This window comes from Streptomyces sp. NBC_01525, assembly GCF_045040405.1.
GTDB classification, from domain to species: Bacteria; Actinomycetota; Actinomycetes; order Streptomycetales; family Streptomycetaceae; genus Streptomyces; species Streptomyces benahoarensis.
On sequence record NZ_CP109397.1, the window covers coordinates 2,884,008 to 2,900,705 of the forward strand.

At 72.8% G+C, this 16,698-nt stretch carries 18 protein-coding genes; 4 read left to right on the plus strand and 14 right to left on the minus strand.

Annotated elements, in window-relative coordinates; genetic code table 11:
- Positions 1 to 5: 5 nt before the first annotated feature.
- The 3 genes from OG422_RS12710 to OG422_RS12720 are packed head-to-tail and all read right to left on the minus strand — an operon-like array spanning position 6 to position 1,796.
- Positions 6 to 725 (minus strand): GntR family transcriptional regulator, encoded by a 720-nt coding sequence (locus OG422_RS12710; protein ID WP_405742809.1) that lies wholly within the window; start codon positions 723 to 725, stop codon positions 6 to 8.
- Positions 703 to 948 (minus strand): DUF397 domain-containing protein, encoded by a 246-nt coding sequence (locus tag OG422_RS12715; protein WP_349628700.1) that lies wholly within the window; start codon positions 946 to 948, stop codon positions 703 to 705. Before OG422_RS12715 ends, OG422_RS12710 begins: the two co-directional genes overlap by 23 nt.
- Complete coding sequence (locus tag OG422_RS12720) at positions 945 to 1,796, minus strand: helix-turn-helix transcriptional regulator (RefSeq protein WP_143941437.1); 852 nt, start codon at positions 1,794 to 1,796, stop codon at positions 945 to 947. Before OG422_RS12720 ends, OG422_RS12715 begins: the two co-directional genes overlap by 4 nt.
- A gap of 605 nt (positions 1,797 to 2,401) precedes the next feature.
- Between OG422_RS12720 and OG422_RS12725 the strand changes: the two genes are divergently transcribed.
- Positions 2,402 to 2,752, plus strand: coding sequence for a hypothetical protein (locus tag OG422_RS12725; RefSeq protein ID WP_405742812.1), 351 nt, complete (start codon positions 2,402 to 2,404; stop codon positions 2,750 to 2,752).
- A 145-nt stretch (positions 2,753 to 2,897) separates the two neighbouring features.
- On the opposite strand, the gene groL is transcribed toward OG422_RS12725, so the two are convergent.
- Both groL and groES read right to left on the minus strand, forming a co-directional pair.
- Positions 2,898 to 4,523, minus strand: a complete 1,626-nt coding sequence (groL, locus tag OG422_RS12730; RefSeq protein WP_143941435.1) for a chaperonin GroEL — start codon at positions 4,521 to 4,523, stop codon at positions 2,898 to 2,900.
- A gap of 103 nt (positions 4,524 to 4,626) precedes the next feature.
- Positions 4,627 to 4,935, minus strand: coding sequence for a co-chaperone GroES (gene groES / locus OG422_RS12735; RefSeq protein WP_030287454.1), 309 nt, complete (start codon positions 4,933 to 4,935; stop codon positions 4,627 to 4,629).
- Positions 4,936 to 5,377: 442 nt separating this feature from the next.
- On the opposite strand from groES, the gene OG422_RS12740 reads away from it, so the two are divergent.
- The gene (locus OG422_RS12740; RefSeq protein ID WP_143941449.1) at positions 5,378 to 6,814 is read left to right on the plus strand and encodes an FtsW/RodA/SpoVE family cell cycle protein; all 1,437 of its coding nucleotides are present in this window, start codon (positions 5,378 to 5,380) and stop codon (positions 6,812 to 6,814) included.
- A 90-nt stretch (positions 6,815 to 6,904) separates the two neighbouring features.
- Here the strand turns inward: OG422_RS12740 and OG422_RS12745 are convergent, their stop codons facing one another.
- Positions 6,905 to 7,786, minus strand: coding sequence for a polysaccharide deacetylase family protein (locus OG422_RS12745; RefSeq protein ID WP_251076580.1), 882 nt, complete (start codon positions 7,784 to 7,786; stop codon positions 6,905 to 6,907).
- 412 nt (positions 7,787 to 8,198) lie between these two features.
- On the opposite strand from OG422_RS12745, the gene OG422_RS12750 reads away from it, so the two are divergent.
- Complete coding sequence (locus tag OG422_RS12750) at positions 8,199 to 9,428, plus strand: THUMP-like domain-containing protein (protein WP_405742815.1); 1,230 nt, start codon at positions 8,199 to 8,201, stop codon at positions 9,426 to 9,428.
- Here the strand turns inward: OG422_RS12750 and OG422_RS12755 are convergent.
- The 4 genes from OG422_RS12755 to tsaB form a co-directional block, all read right to left on the minus strand.
- Positions 9,412 to 9,777, minus strand: a complete 366-nt coding sequence (locus tag OG422_RS12755; RefSeq protein WP_143941432.1) for a hypothetical protein — start codon at positions 9,775 to 9,777, stop codon at positions 9,412 to 9,414. The genes OG422_RS12750 and OG422_RS12755 overlap by 17 nt on opposite strands.
- Before the next feature lie 71 nt (positions 9,778 to 9,848).
- Positions 9,849 to 10,979: a tRNA (adenosine(37)-N6)-threonylcarbamoyltransferase complex transferase subunit TsaD gene (gene tsaD, locus OG422_RS12760; RefSeq protein WP_405742817.1), complete on the minus strand. Its 1,131-nt coding sequence runs from the start codon at positions 10,977 to 10,979 to the stop codon at positions 9,849 to 9,851.
- The gene (rimI, locus tag OG422_RS12765) at positions 10,972 to 11,508 is read right to left on the minus strand and encodes a ribosomal protein S18-alanine N-acetyltransferase (RefSeq protein WP_405747762.1); all 537 of its coding nucleotides are present in this window, start codon (positions 11,506 to 11,508) and stop codon (positions 10,972 to 10,974) included. Before rimI ends, tsaD begins: the two co-directional genes overlap by 8 nt.
- Before the next feature lie 44 nt (positions 11,509 to 11,552).
- On the minus strand, positions 11,553 to 12,212 hold the full coding sequence (gene tsaB / locus OG422_RS12770) for a tRNA (adenosine(37)-N6)-threonylcarbamoyltransferase complex dimerization subunit type 1 TsaB (RefSeq protein WP_405742819.1): 660 nt from the start codon (positions 12,210 to 12,212) through the stop codon (positions 11,553 to 11,555).
- 181 nt (positions 12,213 to 12,393) lie between these two features.
- On the opposite strand from tsaB, the gene OG422_RS12775 reads away from it, so the two are divergent.
- On the plus strand, positions 12,394 to 12,960 hold the full coding sequence (locus tag OG422_RS12775; protein ID WP_405742821.1) for a hypothetical protein: 567 nt from the start codon (positions 12,394 to 12,396) through the stop codon (positions 12,958 to 12,960).
- Between the two features lie 200 nt (positions 12,961 to 13,160).
- Here OG422_RS12775 and OG422_RS12780 read toward each other — a convergent pair whose 3' ends face one another.
- The 4 genes from OG422_RS12780 to alr form a co-directional block, all read right to left on the minus strand.
- Positions 13,161 to 13,367 carry a hypothetical protein gene (locus OG422_RS12780; RefSeq protein WP_143943795.1) on the minus strand — a complete coding sequence of 69 codons (207 nt, stop codon included), beginning with the start codon at positions 13,365 to 13,367 and terminating at the stop codon, positions 13,161 to 13,163.
- 181 nt (positions 13,368 to 13,548) lie between these two features.
- A complete protein-coding gene (gene tsaE, locus OG422_RS12785; RefSeq protein ID WP_143943796.1) occupies positions 13,549 to 14,079 on the minus strand; it encodes a tRNA (adenosine(37)-N6)-threonylcarbamoyltransferase complex ATPase subunit type 1 TsaE in 531 nt (176 codons plus the stop codon).
- 26 nt (positions 14,080 to 14,105) lie between these two features.
- Positions 14,106 to 15,383: an alpha/beta fold hydrolase gene (locus OG422_RS12790; protein WP_405742823.1), complete on the minus strand. Its 1,278-nt coding sequence runs from the start codon at positions 15,381 to 15,383 to the stop codon at positions 14,106 to 14,108.
- Positions 15,380 to 16,573: an alanine racemase gene (alr, locus tag OG422_RS12795; RefSeq protein ID WP_405742825.1), complete on the minus strand. Its 1,194-nt coding sequence runs from the start codon at positions 16,571 to 16,573 to the stop codon at positions 15,380 to 15,382. The genes OG422_RS12790 and alr overlap by 4 nt, the downstream gene beginning before the upstream one ends.
- Positions 16,574 to 16,698 lie beyond the last annotated feature (125 nt).

Below are 16,698 nucleotides of genomic sequence, written 5' to 3' on the forward strand. Positions count from 1 at the left end.
CACCGCTACGCCTCGATGTCGTATTCGAGTACGTACGCGGATGAGTCCAGGATCATCTCGTTGACCTCGACGGGGCGGCTGCCGTCCGCGAAGGCGGTGCGGACGATGATGATCACGGGCGTACCCGTGCTGAGGCTCAGCCGGTCCGCCTCGTCCCGGGACGGCATCCGGCTGCGGATCTCCTCCCGGAAGTGCACGGGTTTGCAGCCCAGTTCGGCCAGGCAGGCGTAGATGCCGCCCGGGCCGGTGTCCTCCTGGACGATCGCCGAACCGGCCACCAGAGCGGCGGGCAGATAGCTCGTGGCCAGCAGCACCGGCTTACCGTCGAGAATGAACCGGCGACTACGCACGCACACCGCCTCGCGCGGAGCGATCCCGAGCACGTCCGCGACGGCCGCGGGCGCAGGTTCCTCGCTGACGCCGACCTGATCGACGACCAGCTCCCGCTCGCCGACATCCGTCGACCAGATGGACCGGCCCTCTCCCCACTGCTCCCGCGCGAGCCGCTGGACACCGCGGCGGCGCAGCGGGCGGAAGCCGCTGGGCGTCTCCGCACCGCGCTGCTCCTCCGGCTGACGATCGTCGCCGTTGGCGGTCATACGTCCTCCTCGCTGATCGCTGGAGACCTGGTCCCGACAGTACGACGACGGTCCCCGTCTCCGGGGACCGTCCGTCCACTTGGGTAGCTGCGAGCAACATCCGTCAGGCGGCGGGGAACTCCCCACTCCTGACAGCGGAGACGAACGACGACCAGCCGCTGGCCGGGAAGACCAACGCGGGGCCCTGCGGGGCCTTGGAGTCTCGGACGGCGACGGCCGCGTACGCGGTGCCTGTCAGATCGGCGGCCTCCACACACTGCGCCTCGCTGCCTCCGCTGTAGGAGGATTTCTTCCAGACGGCCCGTTCGAGCGCTTGGGCCATGAGAACGCGTCCGTTCTTCGTGGTCACTTGTGCAGTCCTTCCAGATACTCGTTGAGAAGATCCCGTGATTTGTCGACGGAGAGCGCGATGGAGGCTATGGCGCTGAACTCTCCATCGAGAAAGGTGACCTGCTCCGCATCGTCCGTGTGGCTACCGCCAAAGGAACTGTCGATGCTGGCTACGTTCGCCCACGGGTGCCGGTACGACAGGATGGTTACGCCGCCGTTCGCCCCATAGGTCGGGTGCGCGGTGAGCGGGATGAGCTGGAGCTCGACGTTCGGCATCTCCGATGCGTCGAGGAGCTTGCGAATCTGGTCCCGCATGACCGCGGGACCTGACTCGAACTGGGCGTGGAGTGCCGATTCGGGAACGAGCGCGTGGAGCTTGGTCGCCTTGCTGAGGACGGCCTGCCGTGCCATCCGGATGGAAACCAGCATCTCGGCGTGCTCCGCGGCGGCGGTAGGCGCTCGCGTGAGGATCTCCCGGACGTATCCGGGCGACTGAAGCAGGCCGGGCACGATCACCGGATGCTGGATGTAGATCGTCTGCGCTTCGGCTTCCAGCTCGATGAAGTCCAGGTAGTTCTGGCCGATGCGACCGGCATAGGCCGCCCACCAGCCTCCCCCGATCGGCTCCTCCGCGGCCTTCGCCACTTCCTCCACGCCGGCCGGGTCGTCCACGCCCAACTTGGCGCACAGGCTCCTCACCTCGTCACCCGAGATCCGGTACGTACCGCGCTCGATGCGGCTGAGGCGGGTGGTGTCCCAGCCCATGAGCTTCGCCGCGTCGCCGGACTTCATGGAGCCTCGCCAGCGACGCAACTGGCCGCCAACTCTGCGCCGTTTGATGGTCGGCGTCGCTCGCTTCTGCGTCATGGCCGCAGTTTGGCACGTCGTTGACGACGCTGACGACTGAGACAGGTGTCCATCTTTTTGGCAGTGCGTGCGCCACTGTTGCGCTCAGACCGCCAAAACGAGCACAGTGTGCGGGTTGGAAGACAGCCAGTGACCACGGCGCCTTCCCCCGCTCGCTGGCTGGCGCCGTAAAGCTTCCAGGGAACGGCGACGCCTCCGAGCACTGCGAAACAGAACTCGCCGCACAAGAAGACCCCCGCGACGTTGCTGAGCGGCGAACGTCCGGGGGCGCGGCCCTCAACCCCATGGAGGTTGACGACAGTGCTGCACCTTATCCGAACGATCTTCGAAACGCTGCTGGGCCGGCTACTGCCCGCCCAGGGCTGCCACCGGGCCGCAGGCCCGTGTCCCGTTGGGCGCCAGGTCGGGGCGCCGACCGAGCGTCTGGCATTCACGCCCGACCCCTCACCGCAAAACGAGGACGTTCCCTTGGTACGTCCCTACGTCCTCACGCCCTCGGAATGGCAGGAGCACCGCGTGCGGCGGACACGGCGGCGCGAGCTGTGGTCGGCGGCGCACGGCGTCGCCGGACCGAACCTGCTCCGCGGAGTGGAGATGGCCGCCCGATGAACCCCATGGACCGTGCGCGGCTGCTGCCATGGACCGGCCCCGGCGGGAAGCCGTGCTACCTCATCGGCGGCACGGGGACCGGGTACGTCTCCCGGCTCGCCGACCGGATGGAGGCGGAGCAGATGGAGTCGGCGGCCGACCTCATCGAGGAGGCCCGCCGCATCCTCGCCTCCTGCACGTGGACGCCCGGTGAAATCCACCTGCTGGCCTACGACTTGAACGACGCGCTGACCGAAGTGCACCGGGTGTCGGAGAGCCGGGGCGCCCGCTTGCAGCAGATGGTGGACGACCTCGATGCGGAGGACGAGGACGACGACGGCGGGGACGGTGCTTCGGCCGCCGCATAGCGCGAGGCAGGGCGGCGGGTGGCACAGGCCCCGGCCGCCCGGCCCGATCCCGTACCGGCCGCCCCCGGATACGGCACGAGGCCCAGCCCCCGAGTGGGGACCGGGCCTCGTGCGGCGCTACCGGCGCGGCCTGTTCAGGGCCGGGTCAGTGGGCGTGGCCGTGGCCGTGACCGGCCTCGGCGGACTCGTCCTCGGCCGGCTTCTCGACGACCAGGGTCTCGGTCGTGAGCAGCAGCGAGGCGATGGAGGCGGCGTTCTCCAGGGCGGAGCGAGTGACCTTCACCGGGTCGATGACGCCGGCCTTGACCAGGTCGCCGTACTCGCCGGTGGCAGCGTTGAAGCCCTGGCCCTTGTCGAGCTCGGCGACCTTCGAGGTGATGACGTAGCCCTCAAGGCCGGCGTTCTCCGCGATCCAGCGCAGCGGCTCGACGACGGCGCGGCGGACGACGGCGACACCGGTGGCCTCGTCACCCTCCTTGCCCAGACCGCCGTCCAGCACCTTGGCGGCGTGGACCAGCGCGGAGCCACCACCGGAGACGATGCCCTCCTCGACCGCGGCGCGGGTCGCGGAGATGGCGTCCTCCAGACGGTGCTTCTTCTCCTTGAGCTCGACCTCGGTGGCCGCACCCACGCGGATGACGCAGACGCCACCGGCGAGCTTGGCGAGGCGCTCCTGGAGCTTCTCGCGGTCCCAGTCCGAGTCGGTGGTCTCGATCTCGGCCTTGATCTGGTTGACGCGGCCCAGCACGTCCTCGGAGTTGCCGCCACCGTCGACGAGGGTGGTGTCGTCCTTGGTGATGGTCACGCGGCGGGCGGTACCCAGCACGTCCAGACCGGCCTGGTCGAGCTTGAGGCCGACCTCCTCGGCGATGACGGTGGCACCGGTGAGGGTGGCCATGTCGCCGAGCATCGCCTTGCGGCGGTCACCGAAGCCGGGCGCCTTGACGGCGACGGCGTTGAAGGTGCCACGGATCTTGTTCACGACCAGGGTCGACAGGGCCTCGCCCTCGACGTCCTCGGCGATGATCAGCAGCGGCTTGGAGCCACCCGCCTGGATGACCTTCTCCAGCAGCGGCAGCAGGTCCTGGATCGAGCCGATCTTGCCCTGGTGGATGAGGATGTACGGGTCCTCCAGGACCGCTTCCATCCGCTCCTGGTCGGTGACCATGTAGGGCGAGAGGTAGCCCTTGTCGAAGGCCATGCCCTCGGTGAAGTCCAGCTCCAGACCGAAGGTGTTGGACTCCTCGACGGTGATGACACCGTCCTTGCCGACCTTGTCCATCGCCTCGGCGATCAGCTCGCCGACCTGCTTGTCCTGGGCGGACAGGGCCGCGACGGCGGCGATGTCGGTCTTGTCCTCGATGGGACGCGCGGTCGCGAGCAGGTCGTCGGAGACGGCCTTGACGGCGGCGTCGATGCCCTTCTTCAGGGCGGCGGGGGAGGCGCCGGCGGCGACGTTGCGCAGACCCTCACGGACCAGCGCCTGGGCCAGCACGGTGGCGGTGGTGGTGCCGTCACCCGCGATGTCGTTGGTCTTGGTCGCCACCTCCTTGACGAGCTGGGCGCCGAGGTTCTCGTAGGGGTCGTCGACCTCGACCTCACGCGCGATGGTGACGCCGTCGTTGGTGATGGTCGGCGCGCCGAACTTCTTGTCGATGACGACGTTGCGGCCCTTGGGACCGATCGTCACCTTCACCGTGTCGGCCAGCTTGTTGACGCCGCGCTCCAGGGCGCGACGGGCGTCCTCGTCGAACTTCAGGATCTTCGCCATGAGTTACGTGTCCTTAACGTCGTGCTCTCAACGAACTGCGCCCCTGCCCCGGTGCTTGGACGCGGGAACCAGGGGCGCAGATCACAGCAGAATGCTGGGTGACTTACTTCTCGACGATCGCGAGAACGTCGCGAGCCGAGAGGACGAGGTACTCCTCGCCGTTGTACTTCACCTCGGTGCCGCCGTACTTGCTGTAGAGCACGACGTCGCCGACGGAAACGTCGAGCGGAAGGCGGTTGCCCTCCTCGAAGCGACCCGGACCGACGGCCAGGACGACGCCCTCCTGGGGCTTCTCCTTGGCAGTGTCCGGGATGACCAGGCCAGAGGCCGTGGTCTGCTCGGCGTCGAGCGGCTGGACCACAATGCGGTCCTCAAGCGGCTTGATGGCAACCTTGGTGCTGGCGGTCGTCACGATCCGACCTCCCCCTTCGGAGATCTCACGGGGTTAACTGTCTGAGGTGGCGAGCAGATGGATCCGTCGTCGCGGGTGCCGGACCAGCCCATCGCCGTGCTTAGCACTCCCCTTCGGAGAGTGCCAATGCCGACACTATGACGCGGTTAGCACTCGGTCAAGTGGAGTGCCAGTCGAGCCGGAAACGGGTCGGCGCGGCCGCACCGGGCCACGGGCGGGGATTCCGGTGGGCCATACCCTGCACCGTCCCGGCCGGATACCGTGCCGAATCGGACACATCAGGGGCCGCCGTCGCAACCCGGCGCCCCGGGCCTCGGTCTTCCCCCAAGGTTGCCGGGCCGGCCAACGGGGCCGACAGCTTTGCGGATGACGGAGGAGACAGGTGCGAGGAGCGAGGAGTGCGGCGCGCGCCGCCCGGGAGGAGAGCGACGTCGAGCGCACGATGACGTTCGCCGCGCTCGCCCAGGCGCCGGACCGCCGCCGGACCGAGGCCCGGATGCTCGCCTTCGCCGTCGCGATCACCGTCGGCGGCTACGCCTACACCGGGCTGTCGATGGAGGGGCGGCTGCCCGCCGGGATGCCGTGGTTCACCGCCGCCATGGTGCTGATCGCGCTGGTGCCGCACCTGGTCGTCCGCCGCGTCGCCGACCGCGCCGATCCGCTGATCCTGCCGCTGGCCACGCTGCTCACCGGCATCGGCCTCGTCCTGCTCAACCGGCTGGACATCACCTACGCCCGGCTGCCGCGGCTGCAGACCGCGCAGGCGGCCACCGGGCAGCTGGTGTGGACGGGCCTCGGGGTGGCGGTCTGCGTGGCGATCCTGCTCCTGCTGCGCGACCACCGGGTGCTCCAGCGCTACGTGTATCTGACGATGGCGGTCGGGCTGGTGCTGCTGATGGCACCGGCGTTCTTCGGCGCGGACCAGTTCGGCGCCAAGCGGTGGATTCTGCTCGGGCCGCTGTCGTTGCAGCCCGGCGAGTTCGTGAAGCTGATGATCGTGGTGTTCTTCGCGGGATATCTGACGGTCAACCGCAATGCGCTGGCGCTGGCCGGGCGGCGGGTGATGGGCATCCAGCTGCCGCCAGGACGCCAGCTCGGGCCGATCTTCACGATCTGGATCATCAGCCTGCTGGTACTGATCTTCGAACGCGACCTGGGGACGTCGCTGATCTTCTTCGGCGTCTTCGTGATCATGCTGTACATGGCCACCGAGCGGACCGGCTGGGTGGTGTGCGGCCTGGCGATGGCGGCGGTCGGCGCGGCGGTCGTGGGGTCGGCGGAGCCGCACGTCAAGGGCCGGGTGATGGCCTGGCTGCACCCGATGGACATCTTCCTGCCGCCGGAGAAACGGCCGCCGGGGCTGATCTCGGCGCAGTCGGCGGAGTCCCTGTTCAGCTTCGGCAGCGGCGGCGTCGGCGGCACCGGTCTCGGCCAGGGCCACCCCGAGCTGGTCGGGTTCGCGGGCAACAGCGACTTCATCCTCACCACCGTCGGCGAGGAGCTGGGCATGGCCGGGGTGATGGCCATCCTGCTGCTGTACACGCTCCTCGCCCAGCGCGGGTTCCGGGTCGGGGTGAGCGCCCGCGACCCGTTCGGCAAGCTGCTCGCCGTGGGGCTGGCGGGCGCGCTGGTGCTCCAGGTCTTCGTGGTGGCCGGTGGTGTGACGGGGCTGATCCCGCTGACCGGCAAGGCGCTGCCGTTCCTCGCCAAGGGCGGTTCGTCGCTGGTCGCGAACTGGATGACGGTCGCCGTGCTGATCCGGATCAGCGACGCGGCGCAGCGGCGCCGGGAACCGGTGGGCGCCTTCGCGCGGCGCACCCGGCGGCGCGCGGGAGGGCGCGCACTGCCCGCCCCGCGCGCCGGTGCGCCGGGAAGCTGACGGCCGGGGACCGTCGCGCCCCGGCCGTCCGCGGACGCCCGTGGCAAGCGGGCGTCGGTGGCTGCCCGTACGCGGCGGGCGGGCGCGGGCTCAGACGTAGTCCTCCAGGCGGGCGACGGCGAAGCCCTGTTCGGTGGCGGTGCGCAGGACGTTGCGGAGCAGGTCGGGCATGGTCGCCTGCCAGTCCTCGCGGCCCCGGAAGTGGCTCAGGATGATGTCGCCGGGGTGCAGCTGCCCGTCGCCGCGGCTGTAGTCGATGTGGTCGGGGAAGAACTCCTCGGCCCACAGCGGGACGACGTCGATCCCGCAGGAGGCGGCGATCCGCAGGGTGTCGCGGGTGTAGTCGCCGTAGGGCGGCCGGAAGAGCCGCGGGGTGCGGCCCATCTCGCGGGTGAGGTTCTCCTGCTGCCCGCAGATCTCCTTGCGCTGCTCGTCGGTGCTCAGACCGGGCAGGTAGGGGTGGTGCAGCGTGTGGTTGTGCACGCCGTTGCCCTGCTGCTGGACGGTGCGGAAGTAGCCGTATCCCTTGCCGTCCTTGGCGAGGTAGTCGCTGAGGAACGCGCTGTAGGGGATGTGGAGTTCCTTCGTCATCCGGAGGAACTCGGGGTCCTTCTCGTAGCCGTCGTCGAGGGTCAGGAAGACGATCTTCCGGTCGGTGGGGACGCGGGAGATGGCGATCGGGAGCTTCGGGTCGTCGCCCCGGGAGAAGACCGGCTCGGTGGCGATACGGGCCTTGACGGCGGGCGGCTCGGGCGGCTCCAGCGGTGCTTCGTCGAGGCCCCAGCGGGCGGCCGTGGCGTCGCGGCGGGCCTGGGCCCGTTCGATCAGCTTGGCCTGGGTGAGCAGGGCACGGGCGGCGGGTGCCACGGCGGGGCGGCCGTGGGCGGGGACGTTGTCCTGGGAGGAGGTCGCGGCGGCGGAGCAGCCGACGGCGAGCAGGCTCAGGGCACCGAACGCCGCCAGCGCACGCACCCCGGCCCCGCCCGGCCGGCCGGGACCGGAGCCTCCGGAAGGCGAGAAAAGTCTGATTAGCTGCATAACGCCGGATAGTGGCAGCGCCGTTCGTCGTGCCGTCGCCCGCCACGCGGCAGGGTCAACCGACCGGCCCACGCCACCCCGCGCGCCGTCCGCCCGATGGCCCCGCCCGCCGTACGCCGGACGGGTCATGGCAGGTCAGGGGCGTGACGGGTGGGGGGCACCCCGTACGGGGGAAAGGCCGCTCTCAGGGACGGCCCGTACGGGAGGAAGGCCGCTCTCAGGGACGGCCCGTACGGGCCGAGGGACAGCTCGTCGGGGTCACCCCTGATGGCTCGCACCGCCCCCGTAAGGGCTCCCCGTGCGGCCCGTGCGCCGGTGCGCGTCGGTGGCGAGGAATGATGGGACGGTGACCGATCCCGACTCCTTCGCCGCGCTGCTCACCCCCGAGGGGCAGGCGCTGCTGGACGCCCTGCACGACCATGACCCGGCCGATGAACTGGCCACCGCGACCCGGCTGCGCCGCGACCATCCGGCGTCGCTGGTCTCCGCCGCGCTGGGGCAGGCGCGGCTGCGCCAGCGCGCCGCGGCCAAGTTCGGGGCGGACGCCCGGCGGATGTACTTCACGCCGAACGGCGTCGAGCAGTCCACCCGCGCCGCCGTCGCCGAACACCGCGCCGCCCGCCTCGCCGCGCTGGGCGTCCGGTCCGTCGCCGACCTGTGCGCGGGCATCGGCGGCGACGCGCTCGCGCTGGCCCGCGCCGGGATCCGGGTGCTGGCCGTCGACCGGGACCCGCTGGCCTGCGCCGCGGCCCGCGCCAACGCCGAGGCGCTCGGCCTCACCGATCTGATCGAGGTGCGCTGCGCCGACGTCACCGGGACCGACACCGCGGGCTGCGACGCGGTCTTCGTCGACCCGGCCCGGCGCACCAAGGCCCGCGGCGGCCGGATCTTCGACCCCGAGGCGTACTCCCCGCCGCTGTCCTGGGCGATCGGCGCGGCCCGCACCGCCCCGTACGCGGCGCTGAAGATCGCGCCGGGCGTCCCGCACGACGCGCTGCCCGAGGACGCCGAGACCGAATGGATCTCCGACGGCGGCGACGTGAAGGAGGCGGTGCTGTGGTTCGGGCCCACCGGCGCGGCGTCCGGCGCCCCCGAGGCCGTCCGGCCGGGCGGCCGCCGGGCGACGCTGCTGCCCGCCGGGGACTCACTGCTCGGCGCGGACCTGCCCGACCCGGAGCCGGGCCCGGTCGGCGACTGGCTCTACGAACCGGACGGCGCGGTGATCCGCGCCCATCTCGTCGCGGACGTCGCCCGGCAGGTCGGCGGGCGGCTCATCGACCCGACGATCGCCTACGTCACCGCGGACGCCCTGACCCCGACGCCGTACGCCACCGCCTACGCGATCACCGACGTCCTGCCGTTCCATGTCAAGAAGTTGCGGGCGCTGCTGCGGGAACGCGAGGTGGGCGTCGCCGTCATCAAGAAGCGCGGGTCGGCGGTGGAGCCCGAGGAGCTGCGCAAGAAGCTGAAGCTCAGCGGGCGGAACAGTTGCACGGTCTTCCTCACCCGGGTCGCCGGGGCGCCCGCGATGCTGCTCGGACACCCGGCGAACGCGCAGGTCATGTCCGGTCGGTGAGGTCCTCGGCGTAGATCTGGGCGAGCGGCTGCGGGCCGATGTACTGCTGACAGGTGCAGCGGCCCGCCTCGTAGCGGACCGGCCGGTGGTCGGCGTCCCAGGCGACCGGCCGCTCCACCTGCTCGTGGCACTTCCCGCTCTTGTCGTGCTTGGCGAGATGGTGGGTGCAGCCGCAGACCGGCTTCGGCGGCTCCTGCGCGGCGGCCAATTCGGCGCGCTGCGCACGGTCGGTCTCCAGGCGTTCCATACGGCGCTCATGGCGGGTGCGCAGCGCGCCGCGCGCGGTGTCGGCGACCTTCGCGAAGCCGCCCGCCATGAAGAAGATGAAAACCCACCAGAACCAGTCCATGCCCCGCCTCCCCGCGCGCCCCGGCCGTTCCGCCGCTGCCAGGGTAAGCGCGGGGGCGCCGGGCGGAGCGGTCAGCCGTAGAGGTTCTCCTTGCTCAGCTCGTGGACGTGGTCGTGATCGTGGTGGCCGTGACCGTGGTCGTGGCCGTTGGTGCCGGGGACGTGCGGTTCGGTCACCGGGAGGGACGAGTCGGCGGGCAGGTCCCAGTCGGAGGCGGCGCGGCCCCGGGCCACCATCTCCGCGCCGAGCGCCGCGACCATCGCGCCGTTGTCGGTGCACAGCTTGGGCCGCGGCACCCGCAGGGTGATCCCGGCGTCCTCGCAGCGGCGCGCGGCCATCGCCCGCAGCCGGGAGTTGGCCGCGACCCCGCCGCCGATCATCAGGTGGTCGACGCCGTTGTCCTTGCAGGCGCGGACGGCCTTACGGGTCAGCACGTCCACCACCGCCTCCTGGAAGGACGCCGCGACGTCCGCCACGGGCACCTCCTCACCGGCCGCCCGCTTCGCCTCGATCCAGCGGGCCACGGCGGTCTTCAGACCGGAGAACGAGAAGTCGTACGCGGCGTCGCGCGGGCCCGTGAGGCCGCGCGGGAAGCGGATCGCCTCCGGGTCGCCCTCGCGCGCGTAGCGGTCGATGACCGGGCCACCGGGGAAGCCGAGGTGCAGCACCCGCGCGACCTTGTCGAACGCCTCGCCCGCCGCGTCGTCGATGGTGGCGCCGAGCGGCCGGACGTCGGAGGTGATGTCGGGCGCCAGCAGCAGCGACGAGTGGCCGCCGGAGACCAGCAGCGCCATCGTCGGCTCCGGCAGCGCGCCGTGCTCCAGCTGGTCGACGCAGATGTGCGAGGCGAGGTGGTTGACGCCGTACAGCGGCTTGCCGAGCGCGTACGCGTACGCCTTCGCCGCCGAGACGCCGACGAGCAGGGCACCGGCGAGCCCGGGACCGGCGGTGACCGCGATGCCGTCGAGGTCGCTCGCCGCGACCCCGGCGTCCTTCAGGGCGCGCTGGATGGTGGGGACCATCGCCTCCAGGTGGGCGCGCGAGGCGACCTCGGGGACGACGCCGCCGAAGCGGGCGTGTTCGTCGACGCTGGAGGCGACGGCGTCGGCGAGCAGGGTGTGGCCCTGGACGATGCCGACACCGGTCTCGTCGCAGGAGGTCTCGATGCCGAGGACCAGCGGTCCACCGCGAGAGTCAGCCATGGTGATCGGATTCCTTGGGACGGGGGGTGTCGGGGGCGGGGACGGCCGGGGCGGCGTCCGGATCGGGGTCCGGGGCCTCGGCGTCCGGGTCGGTCGCGGTGCGGCGCATGACCAGGGCGTCGACGTTGCCGGGCTGGTAGTAGCCGCGGCGGAAGCCGAGCGGGACGAAGCCGAAGCGCTCGTACAGGCGCTGGGCGCGGAGGTTGTCGACGCGGACCTCCAGCAGCACCTCGTGGCACTCGAAGTCGGTGGCGGCGGACAGCAGCGCGGTCAGCAGCCGGGCGCCGAGGCCGCTGCCCCAGTGGTCGCGGGCGGTCGCGATGGTCTGGATGTCGCCGGTGCCGTCGACGGCGGCCAGCCCGCCGTAGCCGACGATCTCCCCGCCCCGCTCGGCGACGAGGTAGCGGCGGTTGGCGGCCGGGCCGCGGGCGTACGCCAGCTCCGACCAGAACATCCCGGCCGACCAGGCGTCCTCCGGGAAGAGCGCCCGCTCCAGGGTGAGCACGGCGTCCAGGTCCCACCAGCGCATCTCGCGCAGAACGGGGGCGTCCGCCGCGTCGGGGACGGTGGTGCTCACCGGGGTGTGACCACCTTGTAGTTGGCCGGGACCTGGGCGTCGGGGCGGCGCAGGTACAGCGGCCGGGGCGGCAGGAGCTCCTCGCCGGCCGCCAGCGCGCGGGCGGCGGCGGCGGCGAGCGCGGCGCCGGACTGGTGCTCGGGGCCGTCGCGCCGTACGCCGGTGAAGACCGTGTCGTACAGCAGCGCACCGGCGCCGACGGCGGGGACGTCCGCGACCTGCTCGGCGATGTCGGCGGGGCGGTCGACGGCCGGTTCGGTCAGGCGGCGGCCGGACGCGTCGTAGCGGGCCCAGTAGACCTCCTTGCGGCGGGCGTCGGTCGCCACCACGAAGGGGGTGTCCAGGTCCGCGGCGTGGGCGAGGCCGTCCAGGGAGCACAGGCCGTGCACCGGGATGCCGAGCGCGGCGCCGAAGGAGGCGGCGGTGACCAGGCCGACCCGCAGGCCGGTGTAGGGGCCGGGGCCGACGCCGACGACCAGGTCGGTGACCGCGTCGAGCTTCGTGCCCGCCTCGGCCAGCACCCGGTCGACGGCGGGCAGCAGCAGCTCGCCGTGGCGGCGCGCGTCCACCTGGCGGGACTCGGCGAGAACCCGCTCACCGTCGTGGAGGGCGACGGTGACGGCGGGCGTGGCGGTGTCTAGGGCTAGGAGCAGCACGCCCTCAAGCGTACGGCTCGGCCGGGAGTGCCCTCTCCGGTGCTACGGTCGGCGTCCAGGTCCTATCGTCACACTCCCGTGGCGATAGGACCTCACGGCAATCGGACCGCGAGGACGGCGGGCCGCCCCGCCCCGGCGGGCGAGCACAACGGAAGCGCGCACAGCGGAAGGTGGCACAGCGATGCCCGCCAGGAGCAGCACGATCGTCACCGCGCTCACCGCGGCGGCCCTGGTCGCCGTCGGTTTCCTGGGCTACCAGGCGTCCGCGTCCGCCCCGGCCGATCTCCGCCCGCACAAGAGCGGCAACACCGCCGGGAAGCACCCCACCCGGCCCGGCTCCGGCAAGAAGGAGCACCGCCCGGCGGAACCGAAGGTCCCCGAGGCGTCCGGCACCGGCAAGCGGATCGTCTACGCGCTCGGCGCCAAGCGGGTCTGGCTGGTCGGCGCGGACGGCACCGCCTCGCGCACCTTCACCGTCGCGCCGAGCCCGGTCTCCCCGCCGATGGGCACCTACCCGGTGACCTCGCGGTCGGTGAGCGTGACCGGCTCGGACGGCATCGCCATCGAGCATGTGGTGCGGTTCGCCAGCGTCGACGGCGTGGTCATCGGCTTCAGTGCGGCGGTCGACGGTTCGTCGCCCAACCCGGACGCCTCGCAGCGCACCGGCGGCATCCGCGAGTCGCGCGCCGACGGCGGCGCGATGTGGGGCTTCGCGGTGAACGGCACGAAGGTGGTCGTGGTCGCCTGATGGGGGCGGCCGCACGCGCGGGACTTTCCGGGTGCGGTCTTTTCGGCTGCGCTGTTCGGCTGCGGGCGCCGGGCCTCCGGGGCTCGTACATTTCCGGGTACTCCTACGTTTCCGGGTACTCCTACGTTTCCGGGTGCCCGCGCAGACAGCGACGGCGGGCCGTACCTCACTCCCGGCCCGCCACCCTTCGCCCGTACGGGCTATGCCGCGTCGCGCTCCGTGGCTGACGGCGTCGGGTGGTCCGGCTCGGCCGGGGGCACGGCGGCGGTGGCCGGGGCCTCGGGGGGCGTGGAGACGGCGGTGGCGGCGGCGCAGGACGCGAGGAGCTGGTGCATGGTGGGCGGCGCGTCGCACGCCTCGCGTGCCTCGCGGCCGTGCGGTGCGGCGGAGGGCTCGTGGACTGTCATGGTCGCCTCCCGGGCTCCTGGGGCAAGCGGCGGACGAGAGCGAAGTTAGGCAGCCCTAACCTCTTCTCTCCTCCCATGTGACCACGGCGGGGACCACGGACGCAACACGTTACCGACGGCCTGTCGGAAAACGCCGCGCACGTCACCCCGCGCGCCCGGCCGGTGGATGCCTCCGGGCCGGTCAGCCCGCGGTCAGCTCCGCGACGCCCGCGTCCGCCCAGCGGGCGCCGATACCGGTGACCGTCACCGTGCGGACGTCGGCGGCGTCGCTCTCCCACCCGGCGTCCGCGGGGGCGTCCGCGCCCACCGCGCGCTCGATCACCACGTGCAGCCGGTCGTCGGACAGCTCCTCGACCTTGCCGTCGCCCCACTCCACGACCACCACCGAATCCGGCAGCGACACATCGAGGTCCAGGTCCTCCATCTCGTCCAGCCCGCCGCCGAGGCGGTACGCATCGACGTGGACCAGCGCGGGGCCGCCGGTCAGCGTCGGGTGCACCCGGGCGATGACGAAGGTCGGGGAGGTGACGGCGCCGCGCACGCCCAGGCCCTCGCCCAGGCCGCGGGTGAGCGTCGTCTTGCCCGCGCCCAGCTCACCCGTGAGCAGTACCAGGTCGCCGGGGCGCAGCAGCGCGGCCAGCCGACGCCCCAACTCCTGCATCCGCTCGGGCGTTTCGACGGTGACACGGGTCTGTGTGGCGGTGGCACTCATGCCGCAAATGGTACGGCGCGCGGCGGTCAGTCCCGCGCCGAGCGACCCCGGTGACCCGTCGAAGCGGCCCGCTCCACCAGCGCCACCAGCTCCTCGGCGACCAGCTCGGGGCGCTCCAGCATCACCAGATGCCCGGCCCCGGCCACCTTCAGCAGCCGGGCGGCGGGCAGCAGTTCGGCGATGGCCTCGCTGTGGTCGGCCGGGGTGATCAGATCCCGTTCGCCGGCGAGCACCAGCGCCGCGATCGTGTCGTACGCCACCAGCGCCGCCGCCTTGTCGTGGGTGGCGAAGGCCGGGTAGAACTCCGCGACGACATCGATGGGGGTGGCCTCGATGAGCCGCTCGGCGAAGCGCGCGATGCCCGGGTCGACGTCCTGCGGGGTGCCGAAGGAGTACCGCTTGATGATCCCGGCGAAGAGGTCGGCGGTGGCACGGCGGCCCCGCTCGACGACGTCGCTCTGCGCGCCCAGCACCTTCAGCAACCCGGGGGCGAGCCGGTGGAACGCCTTGACGCCGAACGACGGCAGCCCGAACGCCACCTCGCTCAGCCGCCCCGCGGACGTCCCGATCAGCGCGACGCCCGCGACCCGCTCGGCCACGAACTCCGGGTACTGATCGGCGAGCGCCATCACCGTCATCCCGCCCATGGAATGCCCGACCAGCACCAGCGGCCCCTCGGGCGCCGCCGCGTCCAGCACCGCCTTCAGATCGCGGCCCAGCAGATCGATGGTGACCGGCTCGCCGCCGTCGCCCACCGGGCGGGAGCGGCCCGAGCGGCCGTGGCTGCGCTGGTCCCAGTGGACGGTGCGGACCGCGCCGCGCAGCGCGGCGCGCTGGAAGTGCCAGGAGTCCTGGTTGAGGCAGTAGCCGTGGCAGAAGACGACGGTGGGCGCGGGCGAGCGGCGGCGCGGCCCGGCGAGCCGCCTGCGGACCTCCGCGGCCTGCTGCGCGGCGGCCCGCTCCGCACGGCCGGACGAGGCGGCCGAACCCTTGGCCGTACGGCCGTGGGGCGTCGCGGCCGCGCCGTCGGCCTCGTCGATCTCGTAGTACAGCGGGGTGCCGTCCTCGGCGACGGCGGTGCCCGGGGTGCCGCGCAGCGATCCGTAGGGGCCCGCGGCGTCCAGCGCGACGCGGGCGCGGCGGCGCATCCCGCGGCCGACCGTCATCCGCTCCATCGCCACCCCGGCGGCGGCGCCCGCGGCGACGATGCCGATCGCCGCGCCCGCCAGGCCCGCGTGGCGTCCGGCCTTCGCCCAGTTGCCCGCGGACGTGGCCGCTGCCGCCGCGTCCGCGCCGTCCGTCATCCGGTACCCCCCGCGTCGCGGCAGCCCGCCGCCGCGGGCACGGTGGGCTCCGGCGCGCTGTCGCGGTGTATCCGCGCCACCCGGCCGCCGATCCGCGTGACGATCTCGTACGCGATGGTGCCGGTGGCCCGCGCCCAGTCCTCGGCGGTCGGCTCGCCGTCGTCGCCCGGCCCGAAGAGCACCGCGCGGTCGCCGGGCAGCGCGGTGTCGCCGTGCAGATCGACGACGAACTGGTCCATCGCGATCCGCCCGGCGATCGTCCGCCGCTTCCCTGCGACGAACACGGGCCCGCGGCCGGAGGCGTCCCGCGGGATGCCGTCCGCGTAGCCCAGCGGCACCAGCGCAAGCGTGGTGTCGTCCGCCGTCGTGTAGTGGTGGCCGTACGAGATGCCGTGCCCGGCCGGGGCGCTCTTGACCGAGGCGAGCGACGCCTCCAGCGTCATCGCGGGGCGCAGCCCCAGCTCCCGGGCGGTGCCGACCTCGGGGGCGGGCGAGATGCCGTAGATCCCGATGCCCGTGCGGACCAGGTCGAAGTGGGACTCGGGGAGGGTCAGCAGCGCCGGGGTGTTTGCCATGTGCCGCACCTCCGGACGCAGCCCCGCGGCGTCGGCGACGGCCAGCGCCGCGCGGTACGCGGTGAGCTGCGCGGCGATCGAGGGGTGGCCCGGCTCGTCGGCGCAGGCGAAGTGGGACCAGACGCCGGTGACGGAGAGCAGCCCGGCGCGCTCGGCGTCGCGGGCGGCGGCGGTCAGCTCCGGCCAGTCGGCGGGCTGGCAGCCGCTGCGGCCCAGGCCCGTGTCGGCCTTGAGCTGCACCCGGGCGGGGCGCCCGGCGGCGCGGGCCGCGTCGGTCACCTCGCGCAGCGCCCACAGCGCGCTGACGGAGACGTCGATGTCCTGCTCGACGGCGGTGCGCCAGGGGCCGCCCGGCGTCCACAGCCAGCACATCAGCCGCCCGGTGTCACCGGCCGCGCGGAGCGCGAACGCCTCCTCGGGCAGCGCGGTGCCCAGCCAGCTGGCTCCGGCCGCGCGGGCGGCGCCCGCACAGGGCACCGCACCGTGTCCGTAACCGTCGGCCTTGACCACGGCCATCAGCTCTGCCCCGGGTGCGCGGCCGCGCAGCACTCGCACATTCGACCGCACAGCGGCGAGGTCGATGGCGGCGCGGGCCCGCGTTGCTGTCTCGTTCATCCCCCTCAGTGTCTCAGGCGCCGCCCCGCGGGCCTGGGGTACGTCCGGCGAAGCGGGGCGCGCGGGCCCCGGCCGACCGGCGCGGACCGGCCCGGGGACGGCGTCCGCCAGGGGTGCGGGGACCG